Source organism: Paenibacillus ferrarius (assembly GCF_002027705.1).
Lineage (GTDB): Bacteria > Bacillota > Bacilli > Paenibacillales > NBRC-103111 > Paenibacillus_E > Paenibacillus_E ferrarius.
In genome coordinates, this window is the sequence record NZ_MBTG01000056.1 from 183,033 (window position 1) to 200,066 (window position 17,034).

16 protein-coding genes are annotated in these 17,034 nt (G+C 33.6%); 15 read left to right on the forward strand and 1 reads right to left on the reverse strand.

Translation table 11 applies throughout. The features are described from left to right. The first annotated feature begins 412 nt into the window (after positions 1-412). The 4 genes from BC351_RS36080 (at position 413) to BC351_RS36090 (ending at position 2,847) form a co-directional block, all read left to right on the forward strand. The gene (locus BC351_RS36080; protein WP_079420223.1) at positions 413-1,477 is read left to right on the forward strand and encodes a DUF4062 domain-containing protein; all 1,065 of its coding nucleotides are present in this window, start codon (positions 413-415) and stop codon (positions 1,475-1,477) included. Positions 1,478-1,673: 196 nt separating this feature from the next. Continuing rightward, positions 1,674-1,847 carry a hypothetical protein gene (locus BC351_RS42580; protein WP_158082350.1) on the forward strand — a complete coding sequence of 58 codons (174 nt, stop codon included), beginning with the start codon at positions 1,674-1,676 and terminating at the stop codon, positions 1,845-1,847. A gap of 134 nt (positions 1,848-1,981) precedes the next feature. Continuing rightward, the gene (locus BC351_RS36085; RefSeq protein WP_079420226.1) at positions 1,982-2,254 is read left to right on the forward strand and encodes a DUF4258 domain-containing protein; all 273 of its coding nucleotides are present in this window, start codon (positions 1,982-1,984) and stop codon (positions 2,252-2,254) included. 164 nt (positions 2,255-2,418) lie between these two features. After that, positions 2,419-2,847 carry a YgiT-type zinc finger protein gene (locus BC351_RS36090; RefSeq protein ID WP_079420229.1) on the forward strand — a complete coding sequence of 143 codons (429 nt, stop codon included), beginning with the start codon at positions 2,419-2,421 and terminating at the stop codon, positions 2,845-2,847. A 100-nt stretch (positions 2,848-2,947) separates the two neighbouring features. On the opposite strand, the gene BC351_RS36095 is transcribed toward BC351_RS36090, so the two are convergent. Further along, positions 2,948-3,295, reverse strand: coding sequence for a hypothetical protein (locus tag BC351_RS36095; RefSeq protein ID WP_079420233.1), 348 nt, complete (start codon positions 3,293-3,295; stop codon positions 2,948-2,950). A 1,615-nt stretch (positions 3,296-4,910) separates the two neighbouring features. Between BC351_RS36095 and BC351_RS36105 the strand changes: the two genes are divergently transcribed. The 11 genes from BC351_RS36105 to BC351_RS36155 all read left to right on the forward strand — a co-directional run bounded on the left by BC351_RS36105 (position 4,911) and on the right by BC351_RS36155 (position 16,966). After that, positions 4,911-5,177 (forward strand): hypothetical protein, encoded by a 267-nt coding sequence (locus BC351_RS36105; RefSeq protein ID WP_079420238.1) that lies wholly within the window; start codon positions 4,911-4,913, stop codon positions 5,175-5,177. A gap of 127 nt (positions 5,178-5,304) precedes the next feature. Beyond that, positions 5,305-7,248: a hypothetical protein gene (locus BC351_RS36110; RefSeq protein WP_144028640.1), complete on the forward strand. Its 1,944-nt coding sequence runs from the start codon at positions 5,305-5,307 to the stop codon at positions 7,246-7,248. A gap of 138 nt (positions 7,249-7,386) precedes the next feature. Further along, positions 7,387-8,556 carry a ParB/RepB/Spo0J family partition protein gene (locus BC351_RS36115; RefSeq protein WP_158082351.1) on the forward strand — a complete coding sequence of 390 codons (1,170 nt, stop codon included), beginning with the start codon at positions 7,387-7,389 and terminating at the stop codon, positions 8,554-8,556. Positions 8,557-8,559: 3 nt separating this feature from the next. After that, a complete protein-coding gene (locus BC351_RS36120) occupies positions 8,560-9,168 on the forward strand; it encodes a hypothetical protein (RefSeq protein ID WP_079420244.1) in 609 nt (202 codons plus the stop codon). A gap of 332 nt (positions 9,169-9,500) precedes the next feature. After that, positions 9,501-12,248: a hypothetical protein gene (locus BC351_RS36130; RefSeq protein ID WP_079420248.1), complete on the forward strand. Its 2,748-nt coding sequence runs from the start codon at positions 9,501-9,503 to the stop codon at positions 12,246-12,248. Next, positions 12,249-13,088, forward strand: a complete 840-nt coding sequence (locus BC351_RS36135; RefSeq protein ID WP_079420250.1) for a hypothetical protein — start codon at positions 12,249-12,251, stop codon at positions 13,086-13,088. It abuts the gene before it with no gap. A gap of 123 nt (positions 13,089-13,211) precedes the next feature. Beyond that, positions 13,212-13,541, forward strand: coding sequence for an HU family DNA-binding protein (locus tag BC351_RS36140; protein ID WP_079420252.1), 330 nt, complete (start codon positions 13,212-13,214; stop codon positions 13,539-13,541). A gap of 78 nt (positions 13,542-13,619) precedes the next feature. After that, positions 13,620-13,790 (forward strand): hypothetical protein, encoded by a 171-nt coding sequence (locus BC351_RS42585; RefSeq protein WP_158082352.1) that lies wholly within the window; start codon positions 13,620-13,622, stop codon positions 13,788-13,790. A gap of 3 nt (positions 13,791-13,793) precedes the next feature. Beyond that, positions 13,794-15,077 (forward strand): hypothetical protein, encoded by a 1,284-nt coding sequence (locus tag BC351_RS36145; RefSeq protein ID WP_079420254.1) that lies wholly within the window; start codon positions 13,794-13,796, stop codon positions 15,075-15,077. 318 nt (positions 15,078-15,395) lie between these two features. Continuing rightward, positions 15,396-15,731 carry a hypothetical protein gene (locus tag BC351_RS36150; protein ID WP_079420256.1) on the forward strand — a complete coding sequence of 112 codons (336 nt, stop codon included), beginning with the start codon at positions 15,396-15,398 and terminating at the stop codon, positions 15,729-15,731. Further along, positions 15,731-16,966, forward strand: a complete 1,236-nt coding sequence (locus BC351_RS36155) for a polysaccharide deacetylase family protein (RefSeq protein ID WP_079420258.1) — start codon at positions 15,731-15,733, stop codon at positions 16,964-16,966. The genes BC351_RS36150 and BC351_RS36155 overlap by 1 nt, the downstream gene beginning before the upstream one ends. The last annotated feature ends 68 nt before the right edge of the window (positions 16,967-17,034 follow it).

Sequence of the window (17,034 nt, forward strand, 5' to 3'; positions counted from 1 at the left end):
TTTAAATAATTTCCCTGACATTTGTAGTGTCAGGGTTTTTAGTGTTTACTTTTGCTATGTGATTTCTATTGTTATCAATTGGCTAATCTTTAGAGTTTGACATATAATGGGAAATTGTATTCACTAAAGGGTATCCATCAAAATCATTTTCCTACATGATGAACAACTGATGAAAGAACAATTTTAATGCGAGTTATATAGATAAATTATTTTAAAGTAAAAAATTAATTTAGGGTTTAAGGAGCCTATTAAGGGTTCTATTTTATTCAACTTTATCAAGAACTCTAGTTTTTGAGATACCAAATATTAGAATATTAATATTACTAGAAACTAACAAAAATATATTGTCAATATTCCTATGTTTTCCATTACATAGTATAATATGACTATAAAATTTAAGGGGAACTCTACTATGAGGAAAAAACTACAAGTATTCATCTCTTCGACTTTTACAGATTTGAGAGATGAAAGACAAGTTGCTGTAAAATCTGTCTTAAACACTGGACATATTCCTGCTGGTATGGAGTTGTTTACAGCTGGAGATGAATCACAAAAGGAAATAATTAAGAGATGGATAGATGAGTCAGACGTCTACGTATTAATTTTAGGTGGTCGTTATGGATCAATAGACAAAGATACAGGTAAAAGTTACACACATTGGGAATATGACTATGCAGGTGAAATAAGTAAACCACGATTCGCTATTGTTTTGAGCGATTCCGCGATACAAAACAAAATAGTTAAAATTGGATATAAAGATGCTACAGAACAAAATAATCCACAATTACTTAAGAATTTTAGAGAAGATTTACTAGGAACAAAACTAATTAGTCCTGTGGATGACGATAAAGATATAGAGATTAGTATCTTCAAATCATTGAGGGAGATTGAAAATAGAAATGATTTATCGGGTTGGGTATCTGGCAAGGATGTTCCAGATGTGAACGGATTATTGAATGAAAATGCGAGACTATTGAAGGAAAACGCAAAGTACTTACTTGAGATTGATAAGTTAAAGGTTAAATCATCGAAAACTGATTTAATAAATGGGTACGAATATGATGAATTAATTAAAATATTAACAGATACAAAAATTGTTTTGCCTAAAGAAGTTGATCCTGATACAAAAGAGATTAGTTATTTGCAATTATTCAAGTCTGTCAAAAATCATTATGCTGTAGGAATCAGTAATGCTTATGGTATGAATGAAAGTGCAAAGTTATTATTTTTTAAAGTAGCTCCCACATTAATGATCTATGGTTTAGTTGATAAAGTAAAATCAGGAAAATTAGAAAAAATCCAAACGTCTAAGGAAGGATTTAAATTTCTAGCGAGGTTAGAATTAGATGGGATTCAAGATGATAAAGAAGAAGTCGACAACAAAGGTAACGTTACCAAGGCAAAACCAACTATAGAGAAAGAAACAGCTACAAAAAGAAAACTAAAGGAAAAAGAGCAATCAGCAAATTTACGATAATTTGTAGTATTGTAGTTGATTACTTATTAATCCGTAAAAAAGAACCTTCAAAAACACTGTAAAAGTGGAGTTGTCGGTTCTTTTTTTTCAAACTTTTATGTAACAGGAAGTATTGAGTAGGCAAAAATAAAACATGAAGATGATAAAGCAAAATAAAAACCTCACTTTTATTAGGTGACATAAAGGAGATTAGTTAATGCTAAAACTAAACGATTTTATTTTATTGAAGTCCATATATAGCGAGGATCTTCACAATGCCATTCTAAAGCATGATTCCGCGGCAATGAATACAATTGTACAAAGAGACTATTCAGAGGAGCTAGAGGACGGTTATGTAAGCTTAGAGGTCATTTATACTAAAAATAATTAAATCAACATTTTAGATAAGGAGAAACAATGAAATTGACAAGTATATATAGAAAAAATAAAAAGTAAAGTAATAGTTGACTTAATGTATATATCAATGTATTATGGTATTAAGCGTTAGACAAGGGGGTGCAAGCATTGAATCAAGATGACGCTATCTTAAAGGTAATAAAGAAATTGTCTGATCTAGGTTCATACATACTTACAAATCATGCAACTGATCAGAGAATAGTAAGAGGTATGAGCATACAAGATGTTGAAGATGTACTTTGTAACCCTACTAAAATTATTAGAACCGATGTCATCAACTCAATATCAACGTATAAAATTGAGGGTGGTTTTAAAAAGCAACGGTTAGCTGTAGAAATTTCAGGCCAAAATGTAGTTATAGTGATAACGGCTATGGATTAATAATCCTAGCCTTATCTTCATAATATATATACAGATTAAACACTAGAGAATGCGGAGAATATACAGTTTTAACACTGGAGTTTATCAGATGTAGTACTGGAGAATATTAGATTTAACCTAGAGAATATCAGAGTTTTCTATTATGTATAAGGGAGTGTAAAAGTATGTTGAATTTTAATTGCGTTAATTGCAGGAAGGACGTGTTTGTTGAAAAATTTATTTCGAAGGAATATGAAGTTGATGGGAAAAAGTTGGTGATTAGTGGGATTCCAGTAATCCAATGCTCCAATTGTAATGAATCATATTTTGACAAGAAAGCATCAGAATATATTGATAATCAAATTAAAATTTTTAAATCAGAGGGACTCGAAAATAGAACACGCGAACTAGCGAAGGCTAAAGGATTGACTCAGGAGCAGATTGGAAACCATTTAGAACTTAGCAAACAAAGGATTAGTCAAATTTTTAGCTCTGAGAGTATTGATATTAAAATTGCTTATAAATTGTCTAATATAATGAAAGAACCAATTCAGGAAATATTCAAACTTCACAACATAATCCAAAGAGAAGACAAATATTATATTGAAAATTGACTGAAAATAATTATATAGATGCCAAAAGCCCATATAAGGTTATGGGCATTGGCATTTTTGTGTTTTAGTACAATGTAGATTTTTTAGTGAGTGCTTATATTTAGATTGGACGTTTTGGTGGTAATTGAACAACTAACTTATAGGACTTACCGAAATAGTTACCTTCTAAATGCAAAATGTCCTCATTCTCGAAATATGAAAATGATACAGGATATCTATTGCTTGAATTTGGATAATGTTCTTGGAATTCAGCAGGAATAACACCATCTTCGTCCCATACAAAGTAAATACGACTATAGTTAGTTTCTACACTTGCATACACTTGGTAATAATTGTTGATTGTTTCTTTACCATTAACTCTAGCAATCACATGAACCTTATCTCCTGAAAGTGGTTCGTCCCTGTAATTTATAACTACTTGGCGAAGATCGTCTTTATAATCATTCATAGTAATTCTCCTCATTGTTGTAATATGGAAACTACGAATATATTAACATTTTTGTATTATCATTGCATACCATTATTTAGGCTTAGAATTGATTACATTCAATACACTAAACACTATCGTCACACAAATAAGCGTGTATATGACTATCTTTATGTACATTGGTAGTTGATTGAATGTACCTGTGAATAGTGACGTTAGTGAACCCAGTATAAGTAGTATTGCGATTACAATCGCGTTGTTTTTAGTCAATGTGATATTCCTCCTTTTTCTTGGATATGATATAATAAAGGAACTAAAGGAAGGCTCCAACCTTCCCTTAGTTGCTTGTCTAGCGTTTGCGGTGCTTTCTACTTCTTGGCGGGAGTGAAGCATCGCTTTTTACTATGTCCTGCTTTCTTTCGTCTGCTTCGCGTTCATTTCGTCTATCTCGCCTATTTGCGAAGTAGAGGAAGATGGAAACCGATGCCCCGATTAAAGCAGGTGCTAGGGCTTTAATGACGTCTAACCATATCATTGGCGTCATTCCCTTCTATGTATTTGTGTTTCTTTGGTACTTCTTTATTATAAGTTATTTTTAGTTTAAAGTCAAATGTTATTTTTATTTTATAGAATGAGGCTCGTAACGGCGTTTCAGGCGTATTATGTGCTAATGAAAGTGTAGGTGAGGTTATGTGGTGTAACGTTGTATTTAGGGCTTCCTGAGGCGTTAGGATGGATGATAGTGGGTTAGGGAAAGGTGAGTGAGTGAATAGTGGAATGGATCATGTTAGGTGAATAGTATAGTGAGAATGGTAGATGGCATGTTGATAGGTGATAGTTATTGGATGGATTATGGTGATAGGTAATGGCTATAACGTAGAGAGTGGATAATTATATAGTTAACATGTAAGTTAATGTAATATGAGTGTGATGATATATTAACATCAAACTAATACCAATAGTTTATCAATTGAACTAAGTCGTTATTGTTATTAACAGAATGGGAACTGGGGCGTTTAGTGTCCCTATGCTAGTATTATACATATCCCTTTATACATAAACCTTTTTAATCGTCACATCCTTGTTAAACAAGCTATTATCAATGAGTATTCATGTAAGTTACTTACTATTATATATCCTGATAATATATAGATATCGGGATCTATCCTTTATATATAAGCCTTTTCATAGGTGGGGGGATGGTTCACACCTTACAAAAAGTAAGTGAGACAGTGAGGGGCTGCAACTGATTATCCCACAGCATCTTCCCAATTTTCCACTTTTACTTTCATCTTCAGCTCCTCAATTTAACTCCTAATCCATGCCCATATTCCATAAATTTTAATCATGTTCCCACTCATAAAACTATTATATTTTTCTTTATTTATATACTATTTTCCATACCTACTTTTTCGGCTAAAATTTATTTTTTCAACATATTCCCCTACATTATCCCCCTCAAACCTTGATACATAAGGCTTTCTATGATTAAACTCTCCTTTATCCCTAACATACGACACTATAAAACTCATTTTTTTGTTTTACATAGGCATAAAATGGATCTATTGTGGCTATCATTAATTATACGGACATACAAACTATATTAAATTGTCCGATAGAAAGAGAGGGTCATCATATGTTCATTAAATTATCCCAAAAGCACAAAGTAGGTAGAACCTTCGTTATCGTGTCGTTAAACTCATCCGATTTAGTAGATATAGGTTACGTTGCTAAGCTCCAGAAAGAGATGGAGAAGTACTTCGGCTTTCCAGTTTACTTCTACAACGTCGAGAATAAACAGTGTCTTGGTGAGTCAGAAGATGTAATAAGCTGGATTCAAAGTAACGTAGAAACAGTAAGTTGGGAACACTGGGCAATCAAGGAGGAAGCAGCCGTAGTATAGGCTGTTTTTTCTTTTCTTTATTATAAACTAAAAATAATATTTACATAATAAATTATATGTGTTACATTTTTATTGGAGGGAGGAAATTGGAAGAATTTATAACTACATAAGGGAGATGATTCGCTGTTTGAAATTATTATTAGATACATATCCGTTTAGCAAGAAGCCAACAGGAAGTGAAATACCTGTGCTATCCAATAGAATTAGCAAATATCCAGTAGATATTACGGCTGCAGAACTTGCACAAGAAATAGTTAAAGGGAAGACATTCGTTCCAGTAACGCTAACTGAAGTTGGAGAAAAAAAGAGAGCTCAATTAAATTGGAAGTCGCAAGAAATAATTTGTTTAGATTTTGACAATGAAAAGAGTATTCCTGATCCTGATAATCCCAAAAAGAAAATCAAAGTTAAAGATATCAAGATGACATTAGCGGCCGCGTTAGAGGAGTTTAAGGATACTGCAATGTTCATTTACACATCATTCAGCCACAAACCAGATCATCCAAAGTTTCGTGTTGTATTTGCATTAGAAAAAGTCTGTTATTCATCTAACGATATCATATCAACATACAATTATTTTGAATCGAAGTATCCTTACATAGATACAAATTGCTCTGAGGTTGCACGAATGTTCTATGGTGGCAAAGAGCTTTTCGAATTAAATTACTCTAATCGAATACCCATTGTTATAGCCTCGTCCATCAATAAGAGTAAAAATAATGGTGGTGGTTTATGTGACTTTGATAGCATTAGGGTATTATCTAATGAATATAATAGTCACCAAAACCCCCCATCTAAAGTTATCATCAATAGTAATACTCAGCTCAATATCCAACAAGACAATATGCTGGAGTACATTAAGTCTAAGAATATAGATAGGCTACATACAATACTTAATCCTAATGCTGTAGACTTCTATACATATAGTGAAACAGTCGAACATATCAAAAGCCAAGACTTAAGACTATTCTTAGGAATCAATGCCCCAACCTTCAGATGTATATTTCATGACGACAATTCACCAAGCGCAAGCATATTCAAGAGCGATAAATCAAATGACATTCTATACTGCTGCAACAGTTCCAATTGTAAGTTTGGTACTGGAAATGTAATCAAATGTGTTGAGTGGCTGCTAAAATGCAATAGACTTCAAGCTTTACGTTTTCTCAGACAGGTCTATAAAATTGGATTTCATCAAACAGAATGGCAAAAGGAACAAATCGAGTTTTTAGATGAGAATATTCGCTATGTTCAAAGTGAAGAATTTTCGTATTCACAACCAATTCAATACAAGTTGATCAAAAACTACATAGGTGATTTAGTAAATTTTTGGAGCATTGCAAAGGACTACCTCCCACCTGAACACTATTCTTCAGAGCAGTCAGAAGTATTGTTTTATGCAAGCATAGGTCATTTTAACAAAGTCTACGGTAAGAACAAAAGTGTAAAGAGACTCGGAGATAGGTTATCGCTATTCACATATTTGAAGTACATTAAAAAATTAAAGGAATCTGAGATCCCAGATAGAATGTTGAAGGAATCAAAAAAATACATAATCAAGAATAAAGCATTAAACAATCAGGACTCATATAATTTAATTCAACATTATGTTGCATACCCACTTACTCAAGATGTATTAGTTGATGCTGAAGACAAAGCTCTAGAATATAGAAATAGTGAGTTCACAATGAAAGCATGGTCGTGGGAGACAATAGCAAGAACACTTAATGAAGAAGAAGCAAATCGAGTGTTTCCTCAGATGGGGGGAAAGAAAACTAAGATTAGAGAAAAAAGCCATAAGATGACTACAGAAATTGAGATAGTTGGTATGAAATTGATCAGTGAGAATGGCTGGACGACAGAGAAAGAGATTTTGGAGAATGTTGACTTGACTATTATTACATCCAAGACAGGCAAAGAGAGACAGATGAAGAAGATTATCTTTGAGTTTATGCAAAAGTATGGGTTAATCAAATTTCAACTTAACAAGAAGCTATCCGCGGAACTAGGCATTCCACCAACAGTTACAGAAAATGGAGTAGGCTATCCAAGAATTATCTATAAAAAATGATTTATATAAAATAAAAATAACTGTTTACATAAAATAAAAGTCGTGTTACATTGTTAATGGGAGGTGTTGAAAATGGTTTAAAGGCATTTAATTAAAAGTAAAAATAATATTATAAATAAAAAAGGAGTAATTATGGGAATGATTCAAATTGAAAAACTAAATCCACATCCAAAGAATGAATACTATTTTACTGATGTTGTCGGTGATAAGTATGAAGAAATCAAACGCAGCATCAATACATATGGTATACGCGATCCTCTAAAGGTTACGACAGCTTATACAATTATCAGTGGTCACCAACGATATAGGATTGCACGAGATTTAGGATTGTCAGAAGTCCCAGTTGAGATTGTTGATGTCGATGAGTGGAAAGCCGAGTACATGTTAATTGCTGAGAATACTGAACGCCGCGGAGAAGCCGAAGGAGATCCAATAAAAAAGGCTAGAATTATTCAGTTTTTAAAAGATTATTGGAACATAAAAAAGGGAAGTCGTAGTGACCTTGGACCAAAAGTCCGAAGTTCAAAAGAAATGGCAGATTATATTGGGGAAGACGAACGAACGACACGCAGACTTGCCAAATTAAATGAACTTATTCCACAACTTCAATCACTTGTATCGTCTGGAAAGTTTAGTGTGAGAGCAGCAGAGCAACTAGCATATCTAACAGAAGAAGAGCAAGAAGTTTTATTTGAAGAGAGAGGAGAAGCAATTAGTGAAATGACACTTGACGAATCCAAAAAGCTTAGAAAGGAAAATGAACAATTAAAAAAACAACTTCTAAATAGTAAGGATACGGAAACTAAAATAGCGAATGCACTTGAAGATAAAAGAACGCTAGAATTGGAGTTAATCAATTTAAAAAATGAAAAGACTAAGACTGAGTTTATCACTAACAATATAATGGTGGATAAGCCTGAAACTCTTGATAAAATTACTAGATTAGAAGAGCAAATTAAGGAAAAGGAGGGGTATGTTGAAAAGTATCGTAAATCACTAAAAGAATTAAATGAGAAAAATGCAATCATTAATAAGTTCATGGGTGAAAACACTAATTTTCAACTCGTATCAAAAGCAAGCGAAGTAACTTTAAAAATGCTTGATTTTACCAAAGAAATGAGTAGATATGATTATCTTTCTGAGGTTTTTAATGAAATTCCCGATGCTACAAGAAAAGAATATGTGAGAAGTATTTATGGTGTATATAAATGGGCTAGGAATATTCTTCAAGAAGTGAAACATGATGATGTAATTGGAGTTAATAAAAATATTATTGATGTTAAAAAAACAAACGTGGAGGTTATTTAATATATGACAAATTCATTAGAAGTAAAAGTTAATAAAATGGAAAGAATTCTTGAAAAACTAGCTTTGGGGCAAAATAATACTTTCGAAATTATTAGTGAACTAACGAACACTGTCACTGATGAAATTAGAGAGCAAGTCAAACAAGTTGTAACAGCAAACTCGTTAGAATTAAATCAAACTGTTCAGACTGTTAAAACTGAAATCAAAACAGATATTGAACGCATTGATGATAAAATTAGCAAAACACAGGAGATGGCTATCAGCACAGCTAGAGTTTCACAAACATCATCTAATTATGTCGATCAAGGTGAATTTGGAGACATGTTTAGAGTATCAATTAGTTCCAATAGAATCGGTAGATTGTTTAAAGCTGTGGGGTTAGCAAAAGCAAGCAAAAGAAAAACAACACCATATGATAAGTTTAAACCTAAATATGCTAAGACAGTTATTTTTGAGGAAAAACAATCTTATCAATGGCACTATAAAAATTGCATGGATTATATCGAAGATTGGTTAGAGAAAAAAGGACTTCTTGAAGAATTCTATACAATTGAAGTACGGGATGATATGGAGGTATACATTGATCGACTGTATAATCAGCTTGACTCATAATAACAATAAATAAATATAAAATAAAAATAATAATGAAATACATAACGATAATAGGCGGCCAGAAAAAGTGGTATAAGGCAGTAACAGACGATTTAAATCTTGAGTTAATACATGATGGAGGAGAGCATCCAAAACGCATATTGGGCAAACTCAAGCGTTCTAAGGCTATATTCTTGGTTCTTACAGCTACTTCACACAATGCGACTTATATGTGTGTGGAGTACGCCAAGGAGCTTGGTATTCCTTGCTTTAAATTAAAGGGATGTAAGTCACAATTGAGAGAGTTGATACTACAACTGGATCATTAGTAAACGAATGGAGGAATTCTGAATTTGAAGCAAGGTAAATCTTATACAATTTATAAAATCAACTCTGAAAGCATTAAGAAGACTAAGTGGAACTTTGTCACAGACTTTGCTAAGTTGCGGAAGAGTGAGGAGGTGGTTGGACTATCAGAAAGCACACTTATTAGAATTCTTCGTCGTATTGAAGGTATCGATGAACTAGAATTCAGAGATAATCTTACCACATTAGAAGCAGAAATTACTGATCTTAAAAGTTATGAGTCATCAAAAGCAAATTTAATAAAGCTAAAAGAGTTGAATCAGAAATTAAGAGACATGTTACATATTAAGGATTTAGTCATGATCACCATGAATAAGCCAGAGCACTTTGATAGATTGAATAGTAAAAAAGGCTTTACCATTGATGGAGTTAAATATAAGCGTCTATTTGGTACTGCAGGCGGGGTAAAGAATAAGACTTTATTCTATGCTTCAGATAATATATATGGTGAGTTAGTGAGAAGAATTGAAAATGGAAGAGACATGGAAATAAAAATACCCGCGGCTAAACTGGAAGCATATAAATCACTAGTTGCGTCATCTTCATTATCTGTGGGAAGTCTAGATCCAAAGAAAATTCTAGTGGTAAACGATTGTAAAACAATATTTAAAGAGGATGTTATCCGAATCTATGATGAAAAAGGAAAGAATTATCCAACTGTTGAGGAAGTAGAAGGATATACAATAGAAAACAATGCTTCTGATGGATTTGGACTAATATCTCCAAAATTAGCAGAGGAATGGGGTATCAATAGTGGCGGCTGCATGCGGAATGCATTTCTGAAAGGTATGATTTTCCCATTTGACTTCCACGAGTTTGCAAAAACTGAGGCAGAGGAAAAATACGAAGTATTTGATGTATGGAGTAAAACTGCCAAAGACATCAGGGATGTTCAATTGATTTTGACCACATCTATGTTGAAGTTGTGGAAAGCCTATAAAAGTATTGAGGAATACATAGGATGCTGTAATAAGAATGGTTTTACTTTCAGTATTACAAAAGTGACACCGAAATCACTAGAAAATCAGAGAGACTTGAATTATCAGTTCATTCAATCTTTAGAGCTTTCAGATGCCGATATTGAAGAATTAGTAAGGCCAACAGTGGATACTATTAATGATATTATGAGTAGTGATTATCGAAAGACCATATTGTACCTTAAAGGTGAAGATTTAAAAGAAAAAGGTTATAAAATAAAAGGAAATTTCGACTATACTAATGCACTGATGATTGAACCAAAATTAATTAATGACCCATATGTTAAGAATAAGGTTAAAGATTTGATTAGTAAAAGAATAGTTGATGCAATGAAAGGAGACTTAGTTGTCCGAGGGAACTTTGCTATTGCATCTGGTGATCCGTATGCGCTGTGCCAAACAATATTCAATATGAAAGTAACTGGCCTTTTGAAAGCAGGAGAGCATTATTCAAGATATTGGAGTGATAATGGTGTAAATAGGGTTGCTTGCTTTAGAGCTCCGATGTCTGTGGCAAACAATATTCGAATCTTGAATTTTAAAGATACAGATAAAATGAAGCTTTGGTACAAACACATGAAAACAGTCAATATATTCAATGCTTTTGATACGACTCCTCACGCGCAAAACGGTGAAGATTATGATTCAGATTCCAATCTTACAACTAATAACTCAGTTTTATTACGAGTAATTAAGGAATTGAAACCTATTATATGTGAACAAGGTACGGCAAAGCCAATTGTCCCCAAAGAAGATGACTTGCAAATTGCTAACAAGTTATCATTCGGTGATGATATTGGCAAGGTAACAAACAGGGGAACTTCTCTCTACAATGTCTTGGCTAAATTCGAAAAGGGAACTGCTGAATATAATGAGATACAATATAGAATCAAGTGTGTCCAACATTATCAGCAAAATGCTATCGACAAAACAAAAGGAGCAGAGTGGAGCCCATTCCCCAAAGAATGGTATAGCGCGAATGCAAATCAGATTATTGAGTACGATACAGAAGAAGATATTCAAAGAAAGCTACTTAATATATCGATCCTAGCCGATAAACAGCCATACTTCTTTATTTATAGATACCCTGAAACAAGCAAAAAATATAAGGAATACGTAAGAAAGCATGAAGATAACTGTATTTTTAACTATGGGATTAAACTACAGGATATGCTGACCAAGCAAGACAGGGATAAGGCAGAAGAAAATTTTGTATTTAATTATTATAGCTATATCCCAGTATCCTTAGCACCTTCAACAATGAATCGAATTTGTTGGAAAGTAGAGGAAGAATTCAAAGGTATTAAAAAAGGCAGCAATAAAGAAAAATTTGATTATACAGTAATGAAATCAGGCATTCAATACAATCAGAAACATTATAAACAATTGCAGAAGCTATATAATAAACACAATGCACTTATGCAATCTTATAAGAAAATAAGTAAACAGGATGATATCGATAAAGAAGAGTCAAATGAACAAAGTCGTCAATTTGTTGATGAATTTAGAAATAGCTCTTTAGAAATATGTAGCAATATGATCGAACTAACAGATATGGTGTTAGATATTTGCTATTCAAAGTTAAATGAGAGTAAGTCTAAGCAGTTTGCATGGGATATTTGTGGAGAACAGATTATTCGTAACCTATGTCAAAGTAATGATTTCGTAATTAATATTCCAGTTCTAGATGAGAATGGAGATATTAATTTTAATGGCAAAAGATTTAGAATGACAAAATCTTTTATTAGGAGTGTGTAGATGGAAAAAATACTAAATGAGAAGAAGTATCTGCATAAAATTATTTTCGAAAACTATATTGATCCTAATTTATTTAACCCTATAAGACTTCTTGTTAAGTATTATGTAGTTAACGGATTGGATAAAAGAAAAGTATATAACTGTGTTTTAAGATATGCGTGTAATATTTATAAAAAAGTCGATAAAATAAAAAATGATAAGGTTAATAAGAGATATGAAGAAGAAGAGCTTGAGGATATTGTCAAAAAAAATGTGAACTACTACTTTCAGAAGAAGAAGAAACTGATTAAAGAGAACAAAGAGTTAAGATTAACAGATATTGATCAAATACATATAACTAAGAATGAACTCTATAAGATTTCGATGCTTAGTAATTTTGAATTAGAGAGACTTGCTTATGTAATGTTGGTTCTGAGCAAGATTGGAAGAGCCAAGTCTGATAACTGTCAAGATAATGTGAACTATGGGGTATTCTGCAATCGAGAAGTATTTGAAGAGGCATTTCTTTCATATTCTTATAAAAATAAGCTGCTAATCAATGAATTGAAACAAACTGGTCATGTATCTCCAAATCAAGAAAATGGCAAATCCATTTTCGTCAAAGTTTTGTTTGCTGATAAAGATGAAGATTCAGAAGTAGCAATAACCATAACTGATTTTAGGAATTTTGCTTATACATATGACCAATTTAGAGGTAGCAAGGTTATAACCAAATGCAAGATATGTGGAATTACCTTTCAGAAAAAATCAAAGGGGCATAAATATTGTGAGGATTGTCAAAAAGAAAAGCAACTAGAATTCAAAAGAAAAAGTATTAATAAGAAAAGAAAAGTTATGTAGAGTTTATTGGATCACTAAAAAACTCTTTTAAATAAAGGCTATTTCAGCCAATTTTAAAAAGTGCTTATGTGGGTAATAAAGTAAAAATAAAAAATAATATTATACATTGGGAGATAATAATATATGAATAAGGCAGAACTCATAAATAAAGCAGCAGAAATATCAGGAGTATCTAAAAAAGAAACAGAGAAAGTCGCCAACGCTTTGTTTGACGTAATGTTTGGCACACTAGAAACAGGCGAAGAAGTCCAGATTATTAATTTTGGCACTTTCTTTAGGCGCATTCGGAAAGCTAGGGAAAATGGAATTAATCCATTACTTGCTGCTGAATATAAGAGCCAAGGATATAGCGAAGAAGAATATAAGAAAATGGCTAGTGTAAATGTTCCTGAAATGGGTGCTCCAGCGTTTAGAGGCTCGAACAAACTAAAGGCCGCATTGAAACACATTTAGATAATACATAACCAATTAGACCATTCATTAATTTGGATGGTCTTTTCATATTTAATCAAAAGGGAGATTGATGAAATAATGGCTATCGAAAAACTGAAAGAATTAAACAAAATTAAAGAGGATTTGTATGCACTCTACCCTAACGCAGTAAAGATTCAGTTTACTTGCGAAGGGGACAAAGTGACGCTTGTTCCAACAGAGAAGTATGAGATTTCACCAGAAGCTTTAGTCTCAGAGGAAGAGGAATAATTGATGAAAGATACTCTTCTTGCTTTAGGGATTAAAAAACGCAACAAGCAGATCAACATGAGTTGGCAGGAAATTGCTGACCAAAGTGATGGATTGTTTACTTCAGGTGAAAATTTCAGGTGTTGGGTTAAAGAGCAGCTTCGTAAAAAGGGTGAACTTAAATCCAAGGGTGTTGTAGTAGAGAAGGCAACATTGCCTAACTACAAAGAGACTGTCGAGATAAATAAGGATGGTTCACACACAAGCGATAAACTGCTTACAATGTCCGCTGAGCAGTGCAAGGACGTAGAATACCTACTTAAAGCTCATGGTTATGACACAAAAGCGTGGGAACTTGTCTCCGCGAGAAACAACATTTGGAATGTGTACAGTAAGGTTGACGGTGTTCAAACTCTTTATTCAAGTAAGATTTCAGTGAAACCACGAAAAGAAGTATTGAGTTTAGAATACATTCGTGAAGTATTTGATGAAATGAGTTCCAACTATAAGCTTCCTACGTTTAATCCAGTTAGATACAATGCAGATGGAAAAATGCTGGAAGTAAATATTTCAGATCTTCACTTAGGCAAGATTGCCGATTTGAGCACGTCAAACGATACATATAATCATGAGATTGCGAGAAATAGATTCTTCCACGTTATTAATGATGTAATCACACGTACTTCACACTATAAATTCGAAAAGATATTATTCATCTATTCTCAAGACTTCTTCCATCATGAAGGATTATCCACTTCCACAACAAGTGGAACAAAAATGGAAACAGATTTGAGATGGAACGAACTGTTTAAAATGGGTGTCCAAATGCTTGTTGAAGCTATTGATATCCTATCACAAGTTGCGCCAGTTGAGACAATCTATATTGAAAGTAATCATGACCGTCAGATTAGCTACTATGCAATTGAGTATTTATATGCTTGGTTCAGGAACAATCCAAATGTAACAGTTGATAATAGTCCTTTGTCTAGGAAATATATCGAGTTTGGTAAAAATCTTATTGGATTCGCTCATGGACACAATGAGAAAAAGAGACTTGCTTTTCTTATGCCAACTGAAGCTAAAGAGGCATGGAGTCGTACAGAATATCGAGAGTTTCACTTAGGACATTTACATAGTGAGCAATCGGTCACAGAGCAGAATGGAATCATTGTACGGCACATTAGTAGCGTAACAGGAACTGATACTTGGCATCATTCGCAGGGCTTCGTTGGAAGTCAAAAGAAAGCCCAATCATTTGTCTATGACAGAGATTTGGGTTTATTGGATGTTTTACATATCAATGTTTAATCAAATGGAAGGAATCTTTTATTAGAATGTTAGGTACATAAAATGGGCAACGGGCACAAATGGACTATTAAAGATAACGCTGTAGAACTTTTAGAGAATAAATATGATGTTGATAATAAGTTGAAGTTTCAGGAGATTATGGAACTACTTATAAAAGAAGACTTTTATGAGAACAATGGAGCATCCTTAAACCGATACGAAGGCGGTACTTAGTTCAAATGAATGCACAATTTCATAGGTTCGAAAGAATCATTTTTAGTTCAGAGATTGTAAAAGCGTTTCTTTACTAAGCAGGTAAAAGTAGAAAGGAGAGTTATATTGAATCAATATACAACATTAACAGGAAAAATTGCTTTTCACGACCAAATTACTTCTACAGCAAGTACTACGTATAATGTAGGCAACTATAGAACATTAATAATCGATATATTTGGAACAAGTTCGAGCAGAACTATCAACTTTAAATCAATCGGAGTAAGTGGTACTCCATATCCACTTTCAGGAGTGAGATTATCTGATTTAACCGTAGCCTCTTCAACCTCTTCAACAGGCGAAACTTGGTCATTCGATGTGACTGGTCTTGATTCTGTGGGAATTGATGTATCTGCTATCAGCGGAGGAGATGTTTCAGTGAAAGGAAGGTTTGTTGCTTAATGGCAGATTTAGTCGCAAGAGGTGTAGCAAATCAAGCAGTTCAGATAGTTTCTAACCTTCAACCTAAACCAAACCAAGATGACAGATCAAACAAGGATGGGGTAATCCTACTAACCAGCGGGATTGCAGCATCTTGGACTAAGCCATATGGAGATGCCATAGGTATCGATTCTTTGCATACATACCTCTCGCCTACAGGCATGTATATTCAATCCACAAATGGTGTAGATACGGCTTTGAGACTTGCTGCATTGAGGGGGTTTAGACTCGATAAATACAAGAGTTTGAGGGTTTATGTGTACATCGAAAATGTAGCTAATCTTTTTGATCTTCAATTTTATTTTTCGGCAAACGGTGGATTTAGCATTCAGTCTTATTACACACTTATTGCTGATGATGCCCGTTTTGTCGAAGGGTGGAATGAAATCTTGATTGATACAACTAAGTTGATTGCCCAAGGTGGTGATGTACTTTCAACCAAACGAGTATCTTTCCAAATGCGTGCTAAGTCCATAGCAGGTGCAGGAAAAACAGTGAAGGTTACTTTTGATTCTATTGTTGCTGATTCTAATAGTAAGCCTAAAATTATATTCACTTTTGATGATGCATGGGACACACAGTACACGAAAGCATTCCCACTTCTATTAGAGCGTGGATTTGTGGGTAACATTGGGGTTATACCGACAAAGGTTGGAACCACAGGTTATTGTACATTAGCACAGTTGCAAGAAATGTACAGCTATGGATGGGATATGTTTAACCATACCTATACTCACCCAGACCTTTCAACGCTTTCTGCTTCTGAAGTAACAAACGAGATTGTCCAATGTAAGGATTGGCTAAATAGACAGGGGTTCACACGAGCATCTGACTTTCTAGCGTACCCATATGGAGGCCACAATCAGACCACAGTCGATACGATAAAGTCAGAAATTAGAGCTGCTAGATGTCTAACCGAGGGTATACAAGGTGAAAAATTAATTAATCCGCATAGAATTATGACTCGAAACATGATAAATGGTCGAGCGACTGCGAACTTCACTGGCTTTGTCGATGAATTAATCAATACAGGTGGTACATTGGTCTTTACTAACCATAAAATTGAGCCAACAGGAACAGACCCTCTAATCTACGTTGATGCCAGTTTTACTACAGTTTTAGATCATATCTATAGTAAGCGAAGTCAAGTTGAAGTTGTCACAGTGTCACAGTGGCTAGGCACAAGACGTGCTTAATATGGGGATCGGTAGGAAAAGAAGAAAATATAAGTGTAGTTTATAGGAAAATGCAAAGACAGGAAGCC